The 16331-nt window shown below is 68.7% G+C and carries 15 protein-coding genes; 3 read left to right on the top strand and 12 right to left on the bottom strand.

From position 1 onward, the window contains the following. Positions 1-17: 17 nt before the first annotated feature. The 5 genes from FVO59_RS14920 to FVO59_RS14940 form a co-directional block, all read right to left on the bottom strand. Positions 18-1616 (bottom strand): ABC-F family ATP-binding cassette domain-containing protein, encoded by a 1599-nt coding sequence (locus FVO59_RS14920; RefSeq protein ID WP_182253332.1) that lies wholly within the window; start codon positions 1614-1616, stop codon positions 18-20. A 92-nt stretch (positions 1617-1708) separates the two neighbouring features. Further along, positions 1709-2305 carry an energy-coupling factor transporter transmembrane component T family protein gene (locus tag FVO59_RS14925; protein ID WP_182253333.1) on the bottom strand — a complete coding sequence of 199 codons (597 nt, stop codon included), beginning with the start codon at positions 2303-2305 and terminating at the stop codon, positions 1709-1711. Continuing rightward, on the bottom strand, positions 2302-2982 hold the full coding sequence (locus FVO59_RS14930; RefSeq protein WP_259363279.1) for an energy-coupling factor ABC transporter ATP-binding protein: 681 nt from the start codon (positions 2980-2982) through the stop codon (positions 2302-2304). The genes FVO59_RS14925 and FVO59_RS14930 overlap by 4 nt, the downstream gene beginning before the upstream one ends. Beyond that, positions 2979-3560 (bottom strand): biotin transporter BioY, encoded by a 582-nt coding sequence (locus FVO59_RS14935; RefSeq protein ID WP_259363280.1) that lies wholly within the window; start codon positions 3558-3560, stop codon positions 2979-2981. The genes FVO59_RS14930 and FVO59_RS14935 overlap by 4 nt, the downstream gene beginning before the upstream one ends. Positions 3561-3706: 146 nt before the next feature. Continuing rightward, entirely contained in the window at positions 3707-5119 is a 1413-nt protein-coding gene (locus tag FVO59_RS14940) for an MFS transporter (RefSeq protein ID WP_182253334.1), read from the bottom strand. A 93-nt stretch (positions 5120-5212) separates the two neighbouring features. Between FVO59_RS14940 and FVO59_RS14945 the strand changes: the two genes are divergently transcribed. Further along, on the top strand, positions 5213-6334 hold the full coding sequence (locus FVO59_RS14945) for a DUF2510 domain-containing protein (RefSeq protein ID WP_182253335.1): 1122 nt from the start codon (positions 5213-5215) through the stop codon (positions 6332-6334). Between the two features lie 35 nt (positions 6335-6369). Here FVO59_RS14945 and FVO59_RS14950 read toward each other — a convergent pair whose 3' ends face one another. Genes FVO59_RS14950 through sufB form a run of 6 tightly spaced genes read right to left on the bottom strand, consistent with a single transcriptional unit; the run spans position 6370 to position 11591 of the window. Continuing rightward, on the bottom strand, positions 6370-7542 hold the full coding sequence (locus tag FVO59_RS14950) for a MalY/PatB family protein (RefSeq protein WP_182253336.1): 1173 nt from the start codon (positions 7540-7542) through the stop codon (positions 6370-6372). 1 nt (position 7543) lies between these two features. Next, positions 7544-7873, bottom strand: coding sequence for a metal-sulfur cluster assembly factor (locus FVO59_RS14955; protein WP_182253337.1), 330 nt, complete (start codon positions 7871-7873; stop codon positions 7544-7546). Positions 7874-7882: 9 nt separating this feature from the next. Beyond that, positions 7883-8653 (bottom strand): Fe-S cluster assembly ATPase SufC, encoded by a 771-nt coding sequence (gene sufC / locus FVO59_RS14960; RefSeq protein ID WP_182253338.1) that lies wholly within the window; start codon positions 8651-8653, stop codon positions 7883-7885. Beyond that, complete coding sequence (locus tag FVO59_RS14965) at positions 8654-8980, bottom strand: non-heme iron oxygenase ferredoxin subunit (protein ID WP_182253339.1); 327 nt, start codon at positions 8978-8980, stop codon at positions 8654-8656. Next, the gene (gene sufD / locus FVO59_RS14970; protein ID WP_182253340.1) at positions 8977-10173 is read right to left on the bottom strand and encodes a Fe-S cluster assembly protein SufD; all 1197 of its coding nucleotides are present in this window, start codon (positions 10171-10173) and stop codon (positions 8977-8979) included. The genes FVO59_RS14965 and sufD overlap by 4 nt, the downstream gene beginning before the upstream one ends. Next, the gene (gene sufB, locus FVO59_RS14975; RefSeq protein ID WP_182253341.1) at positions 10173-11591 is read right to left on the bottom strand and encodes a Fe-S cluster assembly protein SufB; all 1419 of its coding nucleotides are present in this window, start codon (positions 11589-11591) and stop codon (positions 10173-10175) included. Before sufB ends, sufD begins: the two co-directional genes overlap by 1 nt. Positions 11592-11832: 241 nt before the next feature. Between sufB and FVO59_RS14980 the strand changes: the two genes are divergently transcribed. Then, positions 11833-12945, top strand: a complete 1113-nt coding sequence (locus tag FVO59_RS14980; RefSeq protein WP_220465683.1) for a COX15/CtaA family protein — start codon at positions 11833-11835, stop codon at positions 12943-12945. A 71-nt stretch (positions 12946-13016) separates the two neighbouring features. Here the strand turns inward: FVO59_RS14980 and FVO59_RS14985 are convergent, their stop codons facing one another. Then, positions 13017-13931, bottom strand: a complete 915-nt coding sequence (locus FVO59_RS14985; RefSeq protein WP_182256889.1) for a heme o synthase — start codon at positions 13929-13931, stop codon at positions 13017-13019. A gap of 282 nt (positions 13932-14213) precedes the next feature. Between FVO59_RS14985 and tkt the strand changes: the two genes are divergently transcribed. Further along, positions 14214-16313 carry a transketolase gene (gene tkt, locus FVO59_RS14990; protein WP_182253342.1) on the top strand — a complete coding sequence of 700 codons (2100 nt, stop codon included), beginning with the start codon at positions 14214-14216 and terminating at the stop codon, positions 16311-16313. The last annotated feature ends 18 nt before the right edge of the window (positions 16314-16331 follow it).

The raw sequence follows: 16331 nt of genomic DNA on the forward strand, positions 1-16331 counted from the left end.
GCGCCTCGGCGCGAGGCTCAGGCGAGCTCGATGAGGTCCTGGTAGTCCTTGCTCCAGATGTCCTCGACGCCGTCGGGAAGAATGAGCACGCGCTCGGGATTCAGCGACGCGACCGCGCCGGGGTCGTGCGACACCAGCACGACGGCACCCTCGTAGTGCGCCAGCGCCCCCAGGATCTCCTCGCGAGACGCGGGATCGAGGTTGTTCGTCGGCTCGTCGAGCAGCAGCATGTTGGCCGACGACACGACCAGAGTCGCGAGCGACAGCCGGGTCTTCTCTCCGCCCGAGAGCACACCGGCCGGCTTGTGCACGTCGTCGCCGGTGAAGAGGAACGATCCGAGGACCTTTCGCGCCTCGGTCTCGTTGAGGTCGGGAGCTGCCGAGATCATGTTCTCGAGCACGGAGCGCTTCACATCGAGATTCTCGTGCTCCTGCGCGTAATAGCCGATCTTGAGCCCGTGCCCCGGCTCCAGCTGACCCGTGTCCGGCTCGTCGACGCCGGCGAGCAGCCGCAGCAGCGTCGTCTTGCCCGCGCCGTTGAGGCCGAGCACGACGACCTTCGAACCGCGGTCGATCGCCAGATCGACGTCGGTGAAGATCTCCAGCGACCCGTACGACTTGGACAGTCCGGATGCCATCAGCGGGGTCTTGCCGCATGCAGCGGGCTTCGGGAAGCGCAGCTTGGCGACCCGGTCGGCCTGGCGCACCTCGTCGAGCCCGGACAGCAGCTTCTCGGCACGGGCGACCATCTGGTGCGCCGCGGCCGCCTTGGACGCCTTGGCGCCGAACCGGGCTGCCTGCAGCTGCAGCTGGGTGGCCTTCTTCTCTGCGTTGGCGCGTTCCTTCTTGCGGCGCTCCTCGTCGGCCACCCGCTGACGGAGGTAGTTCTTCCAGTTCATGTTGTAGATGTCGATGACCTGGCGGTTCGCGTCGAGGTAGAAGACGCGGTTCACGGTCTCGCCGACGAGCTCGACATCGTGACTGATCACGATGAGGCCGCCCTTGTAGTTCTTGAGGAACTCACGCAGCCACACGACGCTGTCGGCGTCGAGGTGGTTGGTCGGCTCGTCGAGGATCATCGTGTCGGCATCGGAGAAGAGGATGCGCGCGAGCTCGATGCGGCGGCGCTGACCGCCCGAGAGCGTGTTGAGCGGCTGGTCGAGGATGCGATCGGGAAGGGAGAGGTTGTGCGCGATGGAGGCAGCCTCCGCCTCGGCGGCGTAGCCGCCGAGGGCCTCGAACCGCTCGGTCAGGTTGGCGAACTTGCGCATGGCGCGGTCGGCGATCTTCGGGTCGTCCGATGCCATGTCGTGCGACGCCTTCGACATGCCGAGCTGCAGCGTGCCGAGGCCGCGGGCATCGAGGATGCGGGTGCGCGCGAGCACCTCGGGGTCGCCGGTGCGCGGATCCTGGGGCAGGTAGCCGATCTCACCCGATTTGGTCACCTTGCCCTCGCTGGGCAGCACATCGCCGGCGAGCACCTTGGTGAGGGTGGTCTTGCCCGCGCCGTTGCGACCGACGAGGCCAATCTTGTCGCCGGCGGCGACTCGGAACGAGACGTCCGACATGAGCACGCGGGCTCCGACGCGGATCTCGAGTTCGTGCACGGCGAGCACAGCGCAGTCCGATCTTCGGGAGGTGTGAGTGAGCGGCCGAATGGCCAGCCCCCCAGTATACGCGAGGCGTGCTGAGCAGCCGCCGGTGCGGCTCAGCGTGCCAGTCCGCGTGCGGCGAGGGCGTCGCCGACGTCGTCCGCGTGGCGCAGTGTCAGCACGAGCAGCGGCAGCACCGCACGCGCGCCCAGCCGCACCCCTCTGGCACGTTGGGCATCTCGAACCTGCGCGAGGAACCCGGCGAGCACGGGGACCATCGCGATGGTGAGCGAGACGGTGAGCGCCACCGATGCCGGGTCCACTCCGAAGCGCCTCAGTGGCCGCATCGCCCGCTCCAGCACGTCGAGCAGGTCCCCCATCCGCGTCGAGCGGGTCACGCTCTCGGCCAGGAGGATGAGCGCGATCACCCGCGCCGTGCTCTGCACAGCGGTGCCGACGTCCACGAATACCCAGAGCGCCCCGCCGAGCAGCAGGATCAGCCAGCGCAGACGCCACCAGGCCGCCGCAACGCCCCGCCACCCGAGACCCGCGACGAGCAGCAGCCCGGATGCGGAGAGCACCAGCAGCACGGCCCCGACGCTGCCCGGTCGGGCGAAGGAGACCAGCAGCGCCGCGACGATGAGCGCACACAGCTTCGCACCGGCAGGGAGTCGGTGCAGGATGCTGGTCCCCGGCCGGTAGAGCGAGATCATCCGATGAGCCGCCGGTATGCGGCGATGACATCGACAGGTGCGCCCACGGCGTGCACCCTGCCTTCGTCGAACAGCACGGCCTCGTCGCACGCGGCCGCGAGCTCGAGGTCGTGCGTCACGATGACGACGGGAACCTCGAGGCCGAGCAGCAGCTCGCCGATGCTGCGCGCGTTTCGCAGGTCGAGCAGTGTGGTCGGCTCGTCCGCGACGAGCAGGTCCGGCTCCGAGGCGAGCACAGAGGCGATCGCGAGCAGCTGACGCTGCCCGCCCGAGAGCGCGGCCGCCGGCTGATCCTCGCGTCCGGCCAGCCCGAAGCGCGACAGCGTGTCGAGCACCCGCTCTGCCCGCAGCGGCTTCGGCAGATCGCGCAGCGACAGCGCTATGTCCTCTGCCGGGGTCGGCATGAGGATCTGCGCCTCAGGATTGGTGAAGACGAATCCGACTCGGTCGCGGAGCATTCTGGCGTCCCTGACGATGTCGTGGCCGAGAACGCTGGCGCGCCCCTGCGTGCACGGGCGCAGCCCGTTGAGCATGCGGGCGAAGGTCGACTTGCCCGACCCGTTCGCGCCGATGACCGCCGTCCGAGGCGCGCTCAGGCTCAGATCCACGTCGTGCAGGATGCGCTCACCGTCGATCGTGCACCCGGCACCCTCGAAGCGGATCCCGGGATCGGTCACGACAGAGCGGATGCTGGTGCCGTAGCGCTCCGCGCGGGGAATGCCCGCGGATAGGCCCGACGCAGGCCCAGCGCGAGCACCGTCGCGATCCCGGCCTTGACCAGGTCGCCCGGCAGGAAGGCGACGGTGGAGAGCGCCGTGAGATCGAGCGGAACGCCCGTGACGGCGGCCTGCACCGGGACGCCGAGCAGATACACCGCGGCGATGCCGCCGATGATCGTCGCGAGGGCGGTGCGCCACCAGCTTGGGCGACCCGAGTGCGCGATCAGGCCGATCACGATCGACCCGATGACCCAGCCGAGCATGTAGCCCGCAGTCGGTCCTGCGAACGCCCCGAGGCCGCCTCGTCCACCCGCCAGAACAGGCAGGCCGATCGCGGCGAGGGCGAGCACGACGAGGATCGCCAGAGGAGCACGTCGTGCCCCGAGGACGAGGCCGGCGAGCATCACGCCGAGCGTCTGTCCGGTGATCGGCACGCCTCCCGGCAGGGGCACGACGACGGTGCCGAGCACGATGATCAGTGCGGCGAAGACGGCGATGCGCGCGAGGTCGGCGCTGAGTGGTCGGGGGTCTGACATGCGTCCTCCGGAGGTCATGGCGTACGAGCGCCCGGGCGTCATCGGAACACTGTTCACTGTATTGACGCGCACCGCGGCTGCATCTGGCGACAGACACAGGGTCGCCGGGCAAACCTTGTCGCCGGTGGCACGCCTGCTCGTCTTCGTCAGCGCTGCGCGTCGCCCATCCGGAGTCCGGGGAGCATCGCGATGGTGGTCAGCACGGCGGCGAACAGATACACGGTGGCGAAGCCGCTGCCGAGCAGCGGCACGGCGACGAATCCCAGGCCGGCAACGGCCACAGCGAGCGCCGAGCCCGTGGCGTCGGCGATCGACAGCGCCGAGGAGTTGAAGCCCTCGTCGCGGGTGGTCGAGTATGCGAGGGTGAGCACCGTGAGCCGTGGGTAGAGCAGTCCCATCCCTGCCCCGGCCAGCCCCCACCCGATCATGACGATCCACGGCAGCGGCCACAGCACCACCACGCCGAGGATGGCGAGCAGCGCGACCATGATCAGCGCGAAGGCGATCAGCATGATCCGCCTGCTGCCCAGGCGATCGCCCCACCGTCCCTGCACCGCAGACGCGCTGGACCAGCCGAGCGCCGCGAGCGTCAGCGCCAGTCCCGCGATCGACGGCGAGAAGCCGTGGTCATCCATGAGGAGCTTCGGGATGTACGCCTCGGCGGCGAAGAACGCGCCGGCGATGAGACCCCGCGTGAGGACGACGCTCGGCAGGCCCGCCGCGGCGCGCAGTGTGCGTCGGGGCAGCAGCGGCAGCAGTGCGACGCCGATCGCGACGATGCCGATCGCGGCGAGCGGCCCGCCGGTGGAGAAGGGCAGCTCGACGGTGAAGCCGACGCCCACCGCGCAGACGGCGACGACGACGGCGAGCAGCAGGCGCAGCGCGAATCCTCCGCGCTCTCCCTGTGAAGCGGTCGTGGCATCCGGAGCATCGGCGTCCGGAGCGGAATCCGCATCACCCGCGTCCGAGTCGAGACTCACCCCGCTCAGCCGCTGCACGACGAGGACGAAAGCCGCAGCCGTCAGCACCGCGACGCCCAGGAAGGTCCAGCGCCAGTGCATCAGCTCGGTCACCAGGCCCGCCAGGAACGGTCCGATCATCGACGGCACCACCCAGGCGGCGGCATATGCGGCGAAGATGCGCCCGTGCAGGTGCGGCGGGTACACCCGTGCGACCACGACGTACAGGGCGACGGTCTGTCCGCCGGCGCCGAGTCCCTGGACGAGCCGCCCGGCGAGGAAGGTGTACATGTCGAGGGCGAGACCGGAGACCACCAGTCCGAGGAGGAAGAGCGCGACCGCGGTGTACAGGGGTGCGCGGGGACCCGCTCGATCGCTCCAGGTCCCGGCGGCAACCATGCCGATGACGCTCGTCGCGAGCGTGCCCGAGAACGCGACGGCGTACAGCGCCTCGCCATGCAGATCGGCGCTGACCACGGGCATCACCGTCGTGACGGCGAGGGCCTCGATCGCGGCGAGGAAGATGAGCACGACCGAGCCGATGGTGATCCCGAGACGAGTGCGATCCCAGATCGTCTCGATCTCGGTGACGCCGGTCACTCGGGCACCTTGAGCGTGCGAGGGCGGGTGGTGACTGTCACCACATGAGCCTATCGACGCGGGAGCCGGGGCGGCGCGTGGGAGGATCTGGGGATGACCGAGCAGCTCCCTCCCGCAGGCTGGTATCCGGATCCTCAGGGCTCCTCGGCGCAGAGATACTGGGACGGCTCGGGCTGGACAGGCCAGCTCCTGCCCGAACCGCAGCGCCCCTCGGACCCGCTACGAGGTGCCGATGATGCCCGCGCCGCAATGCCCGAACCGACGAGGAAACGACGCGTTGGGCTACTTCTGGGGTCCGCCCTCGTGGTCACGCTGGCGCTGGTGGCGACAGGCGTGTGGGGCATCGGACAGCTCCTGCCCGGCGCACTCCCGTTCACGAGTGCCAAGGTCCCGCTGTCCGAGGCATCCTTCTACCAGAAGAACGCCGAGTGGCTCAGGTCGGAGATCGTGGCGGCTCCGGATCCGTTCGCGTCGAATGCGACGGTCAGCGGCGTGCGAGCATCCACCGGCTATCGGGCGGCATCTCGCGAGTATCTCACTGAGGTGCTCTCCGAACTGGAGGCGGAAGGCTCAAGAGAGTTCGACACTCTCGATGAGGCGGAGCAGTACGCCTACGACTTCGTCACCCTGCGCGTGAGCGAAGCGGTGGAAGCGATCTCGACAGGAGGCATCGGAACCGACCTCGCGACGACGGGCTTCCCGCAGGACGAGGCGGTCATCGCGGTCGAGAAGCAGATCGCCGCCGCCACGATCCTCCCGAGCGGCGACGGCAGATACTGGGATGCGGCGGAAGCGCTCGCGAATCTGCTCGGCTCGACAATCACACTCGATCAGACGGCGGCCGAGTGCCCGCCCAGTACGAAACCCCGCATCCTCGCCTTCGTCTGCCTCGGCACAGAAGCCGGCTGGAGCCTCGTGACGTACACGCCTCTCGGGATGGACGACGTGTCGAGCACCGGCTTCGTCGACACGATGAAGCATGAACTTGCACACAAGCTCATCCATATCCAGTGCGGTCCGCCCGTGACTCAGTGGGACGAGCAGTACGGCGAGGGCGTGACGAACTCCTACGCGGTCCTGTTCCTGGGTGCCGACCCGGCGCAGCTCAGCACGCAGGACGACTACGCGATGAATGAGACCACCGACGCGAAGGCGCGTGCGATCCACGAGAACGACCTGGCCTGCTTCGACGGCGACGTGCTGCCGGCTCCGTAGCACCGACGCCGTCGACCGTGTCTGTCTTCAGGCGGTCATCCTCGAGGACCCGTCGTGCCCCGAAGCGCGGCGATGCGTGTGATCGCCTCGGTGATGATCTCCGGGCTCGTGCCGAAGTTGAGGCGCACGTGCCCCGCACCTTCCGCGCCGAACGCCGGTCCGTAGTGCAGGGCGACCTCGGCCTCGCGCAGGATGCGCCGAGCGGGGTTGGCGCCCCATCCGAGGTCCGTGAGGTCGATCCAGGCCAGGTAGCCGGCGTCGGGCATCCGGTATCGGGCCTCGGGCAGGTGCTCGGCGAGCAGAGACCGCAGCAGCCGACTGTTCTCATCGAGCGTGCGCAGCAGCCCGTCGAGCCAGTCATCGCTCTCGGGTGCGAAGGCGGCGACGGCCGCGAGAAGTCCGAACTGACCCGTGCGCCACACCACCTCGACGGGCAGTTCGCGAAGCACCCGCTGGGTCTCTGCGCTCGCGGCGACCATCAGCGCGCACTTGAGGCCGGCCAGGTTGAACGCCTTGCTGGCACTCACCACGGCGTAGCCGATCCGCGCCGACGCTCCGCCCGCGGCGAGGAAGGGAGTGTATCCGGCCTCCGGCTGGGCGAGCGGGGCGTGGATCTCGTCCGAGATCACCGCCGCACCGTGCTCGGCGGCGAGATCGGCGAGTGCGCGCAGCGACGCGGCGGAGTGGACGGTCCCCGTCGGGTTGTGGGGGTTGCACAGCAGCACGGCCCTGGCGCCGGACGCCAGCGCGGCGGCGATCCCCTCGAGGTCGAGCTCCCACGCATCCCCGGTGTCGCGCAACGGCACGCGCTCCACGACTCCGCCTGCCTCCTCGACGAGTTCGAAGAACGGCGGATACACGGGAGGGTTGACGATCACCCGCTCCCCCGGCGCGATCACCCGGCGGAGGATCTCGACGATACCCATGCTCACATCGGCCGTGCTGCGCATGCCGGCCGGGTCGGGAGACCAGCCGAAGCGTCGCTCGGCGAACGCCGAATACGAGGCGGCGAGGGGGGTGCGGGATGCGATGTACCCCGTGTCGCCCGTGCGCACGGCCCGGTCGAGCGCAGCACTGATCGCGGGCGCGAGCGGGAAGTCGGTCTCGGCGACGAGGAGCGGGAGCACCCCTTCCGGGTACTCCCGCCACTTCTCGCTCGTGCGCTGCCGCAGTTCCGCCAGGGGAAGAGCTACGACGTCAGCAGGCATGTCAGATCGCGAATCCGAGCGCGCGCATCATGTCGCGTCCGTCGTCGGTGATCCGCTCCGGGCCCCACGGCGGCATCCATACCCAGTTGATGCGGAACTGATCGACGACGGAGTCCAGCGCCTGCGCGGTCTGCTCCTCGAGCACGTCGGTGAGCGGGCAGCCGGCACTGGTCAGCGTCATGTGGATGACCAGCGCGTCGTTCTCGTCGTCCCAGGAGAGGTCGTAGATCAGGCCGAGGTCGACGACGTTGATCCCGAGCTCCGGGTCCATGACGTCCTTGAGAGCCTCGGTGACCTCGTCGTGCTTCTCAGGGGTGAGCGTCGCGGTCATGCTGTCAGCCTACGCTTCGATGGGCTCGGCGGGGTCGAGGAAGCGGTCGTAGCCCTCCTCCTCGAGGCGGTCGGCGAGCTCGGGGCCGCCCTCCTCGACGATCTTGCCCTTGACGACGACGTGAACGTAGTCGGGGCGGATGTAGCGCAGGATGCGGGTGTAGTGCGTGATCAGCAGCACACCGAGGTTCGTCGCCTCCTTGGCGCGGTTGACGCCTTCGGACACGATCTTCAGCGCGTCGACGTCGAGACCGGAGTCGGTCTCGTCGAGCACGGCCAGCTTCGGCTTCAGCACCTCGAGCTGCATGATCTCGTGGCGCTTCTTCTCGCCGCCCGAGAAGCCCTCGTTCACGTTGCGCTGGGCGAACTTGGGGTCCATGCGCAGGTTCGACATGGCCTCCTTGACGTCCTTCGTCCACTGGCGGATCGAGGGCGCCTCGCCGTCGATCGCCGTCTTCGCGGTGCGCAGGAAGTTCGTCACGGTGACGCCGGGGATCTCGACCGGGTACTGCATCGCGAGGAACAGTCCGGCGCGGGCGCGCTCGTCGACGCTCATCTCGAGCACGTCCTCACCGTCGAAGGTGATGGTGCCCTGGGTGACGGTGTACTTCGGGTGACCGGCGATCGTGTAGGCGAGGGTCGACTTGCCGGAGCCGTTGGGGCCCATGATGGCGTGCGTCTCGCCGGTCTTGATGGTGAGGTCGATCCCGTTGAGGATCGGGGTCTCGCCCTGGTCGGTCTCGACCGTTACGTGCAGGTCGCGGATCTCGAGCACAGACATTCAGACTTCCTTAGTGACAGTGGGGTCGATGAGCACGTCGTCGCCGTCGATCTCGACGACGAAGACCGGGACGGGCTCGTAAGCGGGGAGGTTGAGGGGGTGGCCGGTCTCGAGCGAGAACGCCGAGCCGTGGGCCCAGCACTCCAGCGTCTTGCCTTCCACGAAGCCCTCCGACAGCGAGATGTCGCCGTGAGTGCAGCGGTCGCCGATCGCATGGATCTGATCGTCGCCGTCCTTCACGATCGAGATCGCGATGCCGTCGAGCTCGACGCGAAGAGGCGTGTCCTGCTCGAGTTCGCTGACGCTGCACGCGCGCTGGGCGCTCACGCGGTCACCGCCCCGAGCTCGGCTTCGAGGGCGGCGACCAGCTCGTCCTGCAGCGACGGGATGCCGATGCGCTGGACGACCTCGGTGAGGAAGCCGAACACGACGAGGCGACGAGCCTCCTCCTCGGTGATGCCGCGAGCCTGCAGATAGAAGAGCTGCTCGTCGTCGAACCTGCCGGTGGCACTCGCGTGCCCGGCTCCGGCGATGTCACCGGTCTGGATCTCGAGGTTCGGGATCGAGTCGGCGCGTGCGCCCTCGGTGAGCACCAGGTTGCGGTTCGCCTCGTACGAGTCGGTGCCGGTCGCATCGGGACCGATCAGCACGTCGCCGATCCACACGCTGTGCGCGCTCGCACCGTGCAGAGCGCCCTTGTAGAGCACGTCACCGGTGGTGTGCGCACCCTTGTGGTGCAGGTAGACCTGGCTCTCGAGGTGCTGACCGGCGTCGGCGAAGGACAGCCCGTAGAGGTACCCGTGCGAGCCGGTGCCCGCGAGCTCGACGTTCGGGTTCACGCGCACCACGCCGCCGCCGAGGCTGACGACGATGTGGGTGAGCTCGGCATCGCGGTCGACACGCGCCTGGTGGGCGGCGGCGTGCACCGCCTCGTCCTCCCAGCGCTGCACGGTCACGAGCTTCAGCTTGGCTCCGTCGCGCACGATGATCTCGACGTTCTGGGCGTACTGGGCCGTTCCGCCGTGCTGCAGCACGACGGTCGCGACGCTGTGACGCCCGGCTTCGATGACGAGGTGCGCGTCTGCGCGGCCGCCGGTGCCGTCGATCGACACGGTGATCGGCTCGGCGACCTCCTCGTCGGCGGGGATCCGAAGGTGGATCGCCTCAGCCGATCCCTGCCATGCCACCGCCGAGACGACGTCCTCCGGCACGAAGAACTCCCCGCGAGGCGTCGAGCCGTGCGCGAGCGGCGTGCTCACGTACTGCTCGTGGCTGAAAGCGTAGGTGACGCCGTCGTTCTCGCCGGCCGGATCGAGCAGCGACTTCAGCTGTGCGATCGGCGTGTGCTTCCAGTTGACCTCACGGCCGGTGGGAGCACCGAAGTCCTGCGGATCGAACGACCGGGGCCGCTCGGAGCGGGTCTGCACCGGCACGAAGCCGGAGCCTGCGACCTGCGCGGCCGGGTCGATGTGCGCGTTCGTCTGCGGCGCCAGCTCGGGCGCCTGTGTGGGGGCCGTCATCAGCCGACCGATCCTTCCATGCCCATCTCGATGAGCTTGTTCAGTTCCATCGCGTACTCCATGGGCAGCTCGCGCGCGATGGGCTCGATGAACCCGCGCACGATCATGGCCATCGCCTCGGTCTCGTCGATGCCGCGCGACTGCAGGTAGAAGAGCTGCTCCTCGCTGACCTTCGAGACGGTGGCCTCGTGGCCGAGCTGCACGTCGTCGACACGGATGTCGATCGCCGGGTAGGTGTCGGAGCGCGACTGGGTGTCGACGAGCAGCGCGTCGCAGACCACCGAATTGGCCGAGTGGTGAGCGGCGGCGTCGACGCGCACCTCACCGCGGTAGCCGGCACGACCGCCGCCGCGGGCGATCGACTTCGACACGATCGACGACTGCGTGTACGGCGCCATGTGCACCATCTTCGCGCCGGCGTCCTGGTGCTGACCCGGACCGGCGAAGGCGACGGACAGGGTCTCGCCCTTGGCGTGCTCGCCCATCAGGTAGATCGACGGGTACTTCATGGTCACCTTGGAGCCGATGTTGCCGTCGACCCACTCCATGGTGGCGCCCTCGTGGGCGACCGCGCGCTTGGTGACGAGGTTGTAGACGTTGCTCGACCAGTTCTGGATCGTCGTGTAGCGCACGCGTGCGTTCTTCTTCACGATGATCTCGACGACGGCGGAGTGCAGCGAGTCCGACTTGTAGATCGGGGCGGTGCAGCCCTCGATGTAGTGGACGTAGCTGTCCTCGTCGGCGATGATCAGGGTCCGCTCGAACTGACCCATGTTCTCGGTGTTGATGCGGAAGTACGCCTGCAGCGGGATCTCGACGTGAACGCCCTTGGGCACGTACACGAATGATCCGCCCGACCACACGGCGGTGTTGAGGGCCGCGAACTTGTTGTCGCCGGACGGGATGACCGTGCCGAAGTACTCCTCGAAGAACTCGGGGTGCTCGCGCAGCGCGGTGTCGGTGTCCATGAAGATGACGCCCTGCTGCTCCAGGTCCTCGCGGATCTGGTGGTAGACGACCTCGGACTCGTACTGCGCGGCGACGCCGGCGACGAGACGCTGGCGCTCGGCCTCGGGGATGCCGAGCCGCTCGTACGTGTTCTTGATGTCGTCGGGGAGGTCTTCCCAGCTCTGCGCCTGCTTCTCGGTGGAGCGGACGAAGTACTTGATGTTGTCGAAGTCGATCTCGCTGAGGTCGGCGCCCCAGGTGGGCATCGGCTTGCGGTCGAAGAGCGACAGCCCCTTGAGGCGGGTCTTCAGCATCCACTCCGGCTCGCTCTTGAGAGCCGAGATGTCGCGCACGACGTCTTCGGAGAGGCCGCGACGCGCGCTGGCTCCGGCGGCATCCGGGTCGTGCCAGCCGAACTCGTACACCCCCAGACCTTCGAGTTCCGGGCGGTCGATCAGCACATCCGACATGACACACTCTCCTCACACGGGCCCAGACGGTGTCATCCGCCCCGGCATACCGGTCCCCCGTCGAGTCTTCGGGGAACGGATGCCGCTGATGGGCCCTCATCTTCGGCGCAGGACTCGCGCCTAAACTGTCGGTGATGGGTTTCGCGCTGTGAGCGCACCCCTCACCACGTTCCCGATTCTACAGGTTCCGTCTGACAGACGGGCCGCGACGGCCTGTCACATTCCGCGAACCGGAGGCACCATGAACCACACCGCCGCTCCGGATACCATCCCGCGCCTGCGCACGCCCGACGACACCCTGAGCTGGCTGCCGACGACGATCGACCGGCGTGTTCGCGTGTTCGCCTGGCTGTCGTTCGTCGCCGAGGTGCTCATCATCGGAACCGGCGGCGCCGTGCGCCTGACCGGCTCCGGCCTCGGCTGCTCCGAGTGGCCGCTGTGCACCCCCGAATCTCTCGTGCCGATCCTCGAGGTTCAGGGTCTGCACGGAGCGATCGAGTTCGGCAACAGGGTGATGACCGGCGTCGTCGGCCTTCTCGCGCTGGCTGTGCTGATGCTCACCCTCCACATCATCAGCGGACGACGCCTGGTCGTTCGGGCGGTGTGGTTCGCGCTCGGCGGGATCGTCGCCGGCGTCGCGGTGTACCTCGCCGCCTCGGCTCTCGATCTGCCGAGTGCGGCCCTGATGTCCGCCGTGCTTCTGCTCGCCGTGCTGGCCGGAGCCACGGACTCCCTGCGTCAGACGACCGAGCGACGTGATCTCGCGGTGCTCGCCTGGATCGTCCTCGTCGGCGTGATGGCGCAGGCCGTCGTCGGCGGATTCGCCGTGATCAGCAGCCTGAACCCCTTCATCGTCGGGTTCCACTACACGGCTTCGCTCATGCTCGTGTGCATCACCGCCCTGTTCCTCGTCCGATTGGGAGCACAGCCGGGGCCGCGTGTCGCCGCCGTGCCGCCCTGGTTCACGATCACGACGCACATCACGGGTCTCGCCCTCGCGCTCACGATCGTCTTCGGCGTGCTCACCACCGGATCCGGCCCGCACTCCGGGGACGCGAACATCGAGCGGCAGGGCTTCGACGCCAGCGTCCTCGCGCACGTGCACTCCTGGCCCGGCTATGTGCTCGCCGCGCTCGTCCTGCTGCTCGCGGTATCGGCGTGGGTGCTGAAGCTGCCGCCCAGGAACTGGGCCCTCGTGCTCATCGTCGCGATCGTGGTGCAGGTGGGAGTCGGCGTGCTGCAGGCGCGCACCGGCCTTCCGCCGCTGCTCATCGGCATCCACATGGTGCTCGCGTCGCTGTCGGCCGCCGCCTACACCGTGATGGTCACGACGCTGAAGAAGCCCGCCGCCTGAGGCGCGGCGCGAACAGGCGAGGAGGCCCGCACCGGTCACGGTGCGGGCCTCCTCGCGTCGCGAGCGACAGCTCAGAACGGCAGCAGCGGATCGACCGCGACGGCGAGGAAGATCAGCGTCAGGTAGGTGATCGACGCGTGGAACACGCGCATCGGACGCGCCTCGCCACCGTGCACGGCGCGGTTGTACAGACGGTGAGATTCGTAGATGAACCAGCCGCCGAAGACCAGAGCGGACACGGTGTACACCAGACCCATGTGGGCGACGGGCACGAGCAGCAGCGAGCAGGCCACGGTCGCCCACGCGTAGAGGATGACCTGCAGGCCGACCTGCGACGCCGAGCGCGTGACGCCGAGCATCGGCACGTCGACGTCGTCGTAGTCGTCCTTGTACTTCATCGACAGCGGCCAGTAGTGCGGCGGGGTCCACAGGAACACGAGCACGAACAGCACGAACGGCGGCCAGTCCAGCGAGCCGGTGACGGCCGTCCAGCCGATCAGCACCGGGAAGCAGCCGGCGATGCCGCCCCAGACGATGTTCTGCTCGGTGCGGCGCTTGAGGATCATCGTGTAGATGACGACGTAGAAGAAGATGGCGACGACCGAGAGGGTCGCGGCGAGCCAGTTGGTCGTGAGCAGCAGCCACACGGTGGATGCCACAGCCAGCACCCACGAGAACACCAGCGCACCGCGCGGCGAGACCTCGCCCGTCACGAGCGGACGGTTCTCGGTGCGCTTCATGTGCACGTCGATGTCGCGATCGAGGTACATGTTGAACGATGCTGCGGACGAGGCGCTCATGGCCCCGCCGATCACCGTCGCGACGACGAGCCAGATGTCCGGCATCCCGCCCTCGGCCAGGAACATCACCGGCACGGTCGAGACGAGCAGCAGCTCCAGCACGCGCGGCTTCGTGAGGGCGATGTAACCGCGGATCTTCTGACCGAGCGGGTGATGAGTCGCGGCGGTCTGCGATGTCGTCGAGATCGCGATCCCCTCCTTATGCGTGCATGACGGGCGTCCTGCCAGTCTATGCCACCCGGCGTGTCGAGCCGGGTCGAGCGGGAGACGCCGCCCCAGCCGCACGACTACTCGCGGGAAAGCGATTTCCGTACGCTGTCGACCGAGCGCAACACACACCGAGCAGCCTCTCCCACCCCGGTATGCTGAAACCCACTCGCGCACCCGCTGCTGTGCCGTTCTACTCCGTGAAGACGCGGAAAGCGCAGGAATACGGGGGCCTCCGCAAGCGTCTGAAGGAGTATGGCTGTGGCAGAACTTCACTGGGATGAGATCGATCGTCGTGCGGTTGACACCGCCCGGGTCCTCGCGGCGGATGCCGTCGAGAAGGTGGGCAACGGCCACCCCGGCACGGCGATGAGTCTCGCTCCGGCCGCGTACCTGCTCTACCAGCGCGTCATGCGCCACGATCCCGCCGACACCGACTGGCTCGGCCGCGACCGCTTCATCCTCTCGGCCGGGCACTCGTCGCTGACGCAGTACGTGCAGCTCTACCTCGGCGGGTTCGGCCTCGAGCTCGAAGACCTCCAGTCGCTGCGAACCTGGGGCTCGAAGACCCCCGGCCACCCCGAGTACGGCCACACCAAGGGCGTCGAGATCACCACCGGCCCGCTCGGCCAGGGCCTCGCCTCGGCCGTCGGGTTCGCCTACGCCGCCCGGTACGAGCGCGGGCTGTTCGACCCGGATGCCGCAGCCGGCACCAGCCCGTTCGACCACTTCGTCTACGTGATCGCCGGCGACGGCGACCTTCAGGAGGGCGTCACCAGCGAGGCGTCGTCGCTCGCCGGCCACCAGCAGCTCGGCAACCTCATCGCGATCTACGACTCGAACCAGATCTCCATCGAGGACGACACCGACGTCGCGTTCACCGAGGACGTGGCCGCGCGCTACGAGGCGTACGGCTGGCACGTGCAGACCGTCGACTGGAAGAAGACCGGCGAGTACGTCGAGGACGTCGCCGAGCTGCACGCCGCGATCGAGGCGGCCAAGGGCGAGCAGGCGAAGCCGTCGCTCATCATCCTGCGGACCATCATCGGCTGGCCCTCCCCCGGCAAGCAGAACACGGGCAAGATCCACGGCTCCGCGCTCGGCGCAGACGAGCTCGCGGCGACCAAGAAGGTGCTCGGCTTCGACCCTGAGCAGCACTTCGTCGTCGCCGACGACGTCATCGCGCACACCCGCGAGCTCGGTCGGCGCGCCGCAGACGCGCGCGCTGAGTGGCAGAAGTCGTTCGACGCCTGGGCTGAGGCCAACCCCGAGCGCAAGGCGCTGCTCGACCGCCTCGAGGCCCACGAGCTGCCGGAGGGCATCGCCGGCGCCCTCCCGGTGTTCGAGGCGGGCAAGGACGTCTCGACCCGCGCGGCATCGGGCCAGGTGATCAACGCCCTCGCCGCGCAGCTGCCCGAGCTCTGGGGCGGCTCCGCCGACCTCGCCGAGTCGAACCTCACGACCATCAAGAACGCGCCGTCGTTCATCCCCGTGGAGTGGTCGACGCACGAGTGGAAGGGCAACCCATACGGTCGCGTGATGCACTTCGGCATCCGCGAGCACGCGATGGGCGCCATCATCAACGGGATCGTGCTGCACGGGCCGACGCGCGCCTTCGGCGGCACCTTCCTCATCTTCAGCGACTACATGCGCCCAGCCGTGCGCCTGTCGGCGCTGATGAACGTGCCGAGCATCTTCGTCTGGACCCACGACTCCGTCGCCCTCGGCGAGGACGGTCCCACCCACCAGCCGATCGAGCAGCTCGCCTCGCTGCGGCTGATCCCCAACTTCACCGTCGTCCGCCCCGCCGACGCCAACGAGACCGCCGCCGCGTGGCTCGAGCTGCTGCGTCGCCACGGCGGCCCCGCCGGCATCGCGCTCACCCGTCAGAACATCGCGGTGTTCGAGCGGGGCGACGGCGAGGCCTCCGGTGACACCTTCGCCTCGGCCGCGAACACCTCCAAGGGCGCGTACGTGCTCGCGGAGGCTCCGGGCGGCACGCCTGACGTGATCCTCATCGCCACGGGCTCCGAGGTGCAGCTCGCCGTCGCCGCCCGTGAGGCGCTCGCCGCGGAGGGCGTGGGGGCGCGCGTCGTGTCGGCCCCCTCGCTGGAGTGGTTCGCCGAGCAGGACGAGGCGTACCGCGAGTCGGTGCTGCCGGCTTCCGTCACCGCACGCGTCTCGGTCGAGGCCGGCGCGACCGCCGGCTGGCGCGGGATCGTCGGAGACCGCGGCCGATCGGTCGGCATCGACCACTTCGGCGCATCCGCCGACTACAAGACCCTGTTCGAGAAGTTCGGCGTCACCGCCGAGGCCGTGGTCGACGCGGCCCGCGCGACCATCGCCGCCTCGGCACGCTGAGCGCTGCAGAAGGAGAAC

The sequence above is a fragment of the Microbacterium esteraromaticum genome (assembly GCF_014084045.1).
Lineage (GTDB): Bacteria > Actinomycetota > Actinomycetes > Actinomycetales > Microbacteriaceae > Microbacterium > Microbacterium esteraromaticum_D.

Coding starts and splice junctions, on each gene's coding strand:
- FVO59_RS14980 (WP_220465683.1), top strand. CDS start 11,833: ATGAACCACACCGCCGCTCCGGATACCATCCCGCGCCTGCGCACGCCC.
- FVO59_RS14935 (WP_259363280.1), bottom strand. CDS start 3,560: ATGTCAGACCCCCGACCACTCAGCGCCGACCTCGCGCGCATCGCCGTC.
- FVO59_RS14945 (WP_182253335.1), top strand. CDS start 5,213: ATGACCGAGCAGCTCCCTCCCGCAGGCTGGTATCCGGATCCTCAGGGC.
- FVO59_RS14955 (WP_182253337.1), bottom strand. CDS start 7,873: ATGACCGCGACGCTCACCCCTGAGAAGCACGACGAGGTCACCGAGGCT.
- sufB (WP_182253341.1), bottom strand. CDS start 11,591: ATGTCGGATGTGCTGATCGACCGCCCGGAACTCGAAGGTCTGGGGGTG.
- FVO59_RS14925 (WP_182253333.1), bottom strand. CDS start 2,305: ATGATCTCGCTCTACCGGCCGGGGACCAGCATCCTGCACCGACTCCCT.
- FVO59_RS14950 (WP_182253336.1), bottom strand. CDS start 7,542: ATGCCTGCTGACGTCGTAGCTCTTCCCCTGGCGGAACTGCGGCAGCGC.
- sufD (WP_182253340.1), bottom strand. CDS start 10,173: ATGACGGCCCCCACACAGGCGCCCGAGCTGGCGCCGCAGACGAACGCG.
- sufC (WP_182253338.1), bottom strand. CDS start 8,653: ATGTCTGTGCTCGAGATCCGCGACCTGCACGTAACGGTCGAGACCGAC.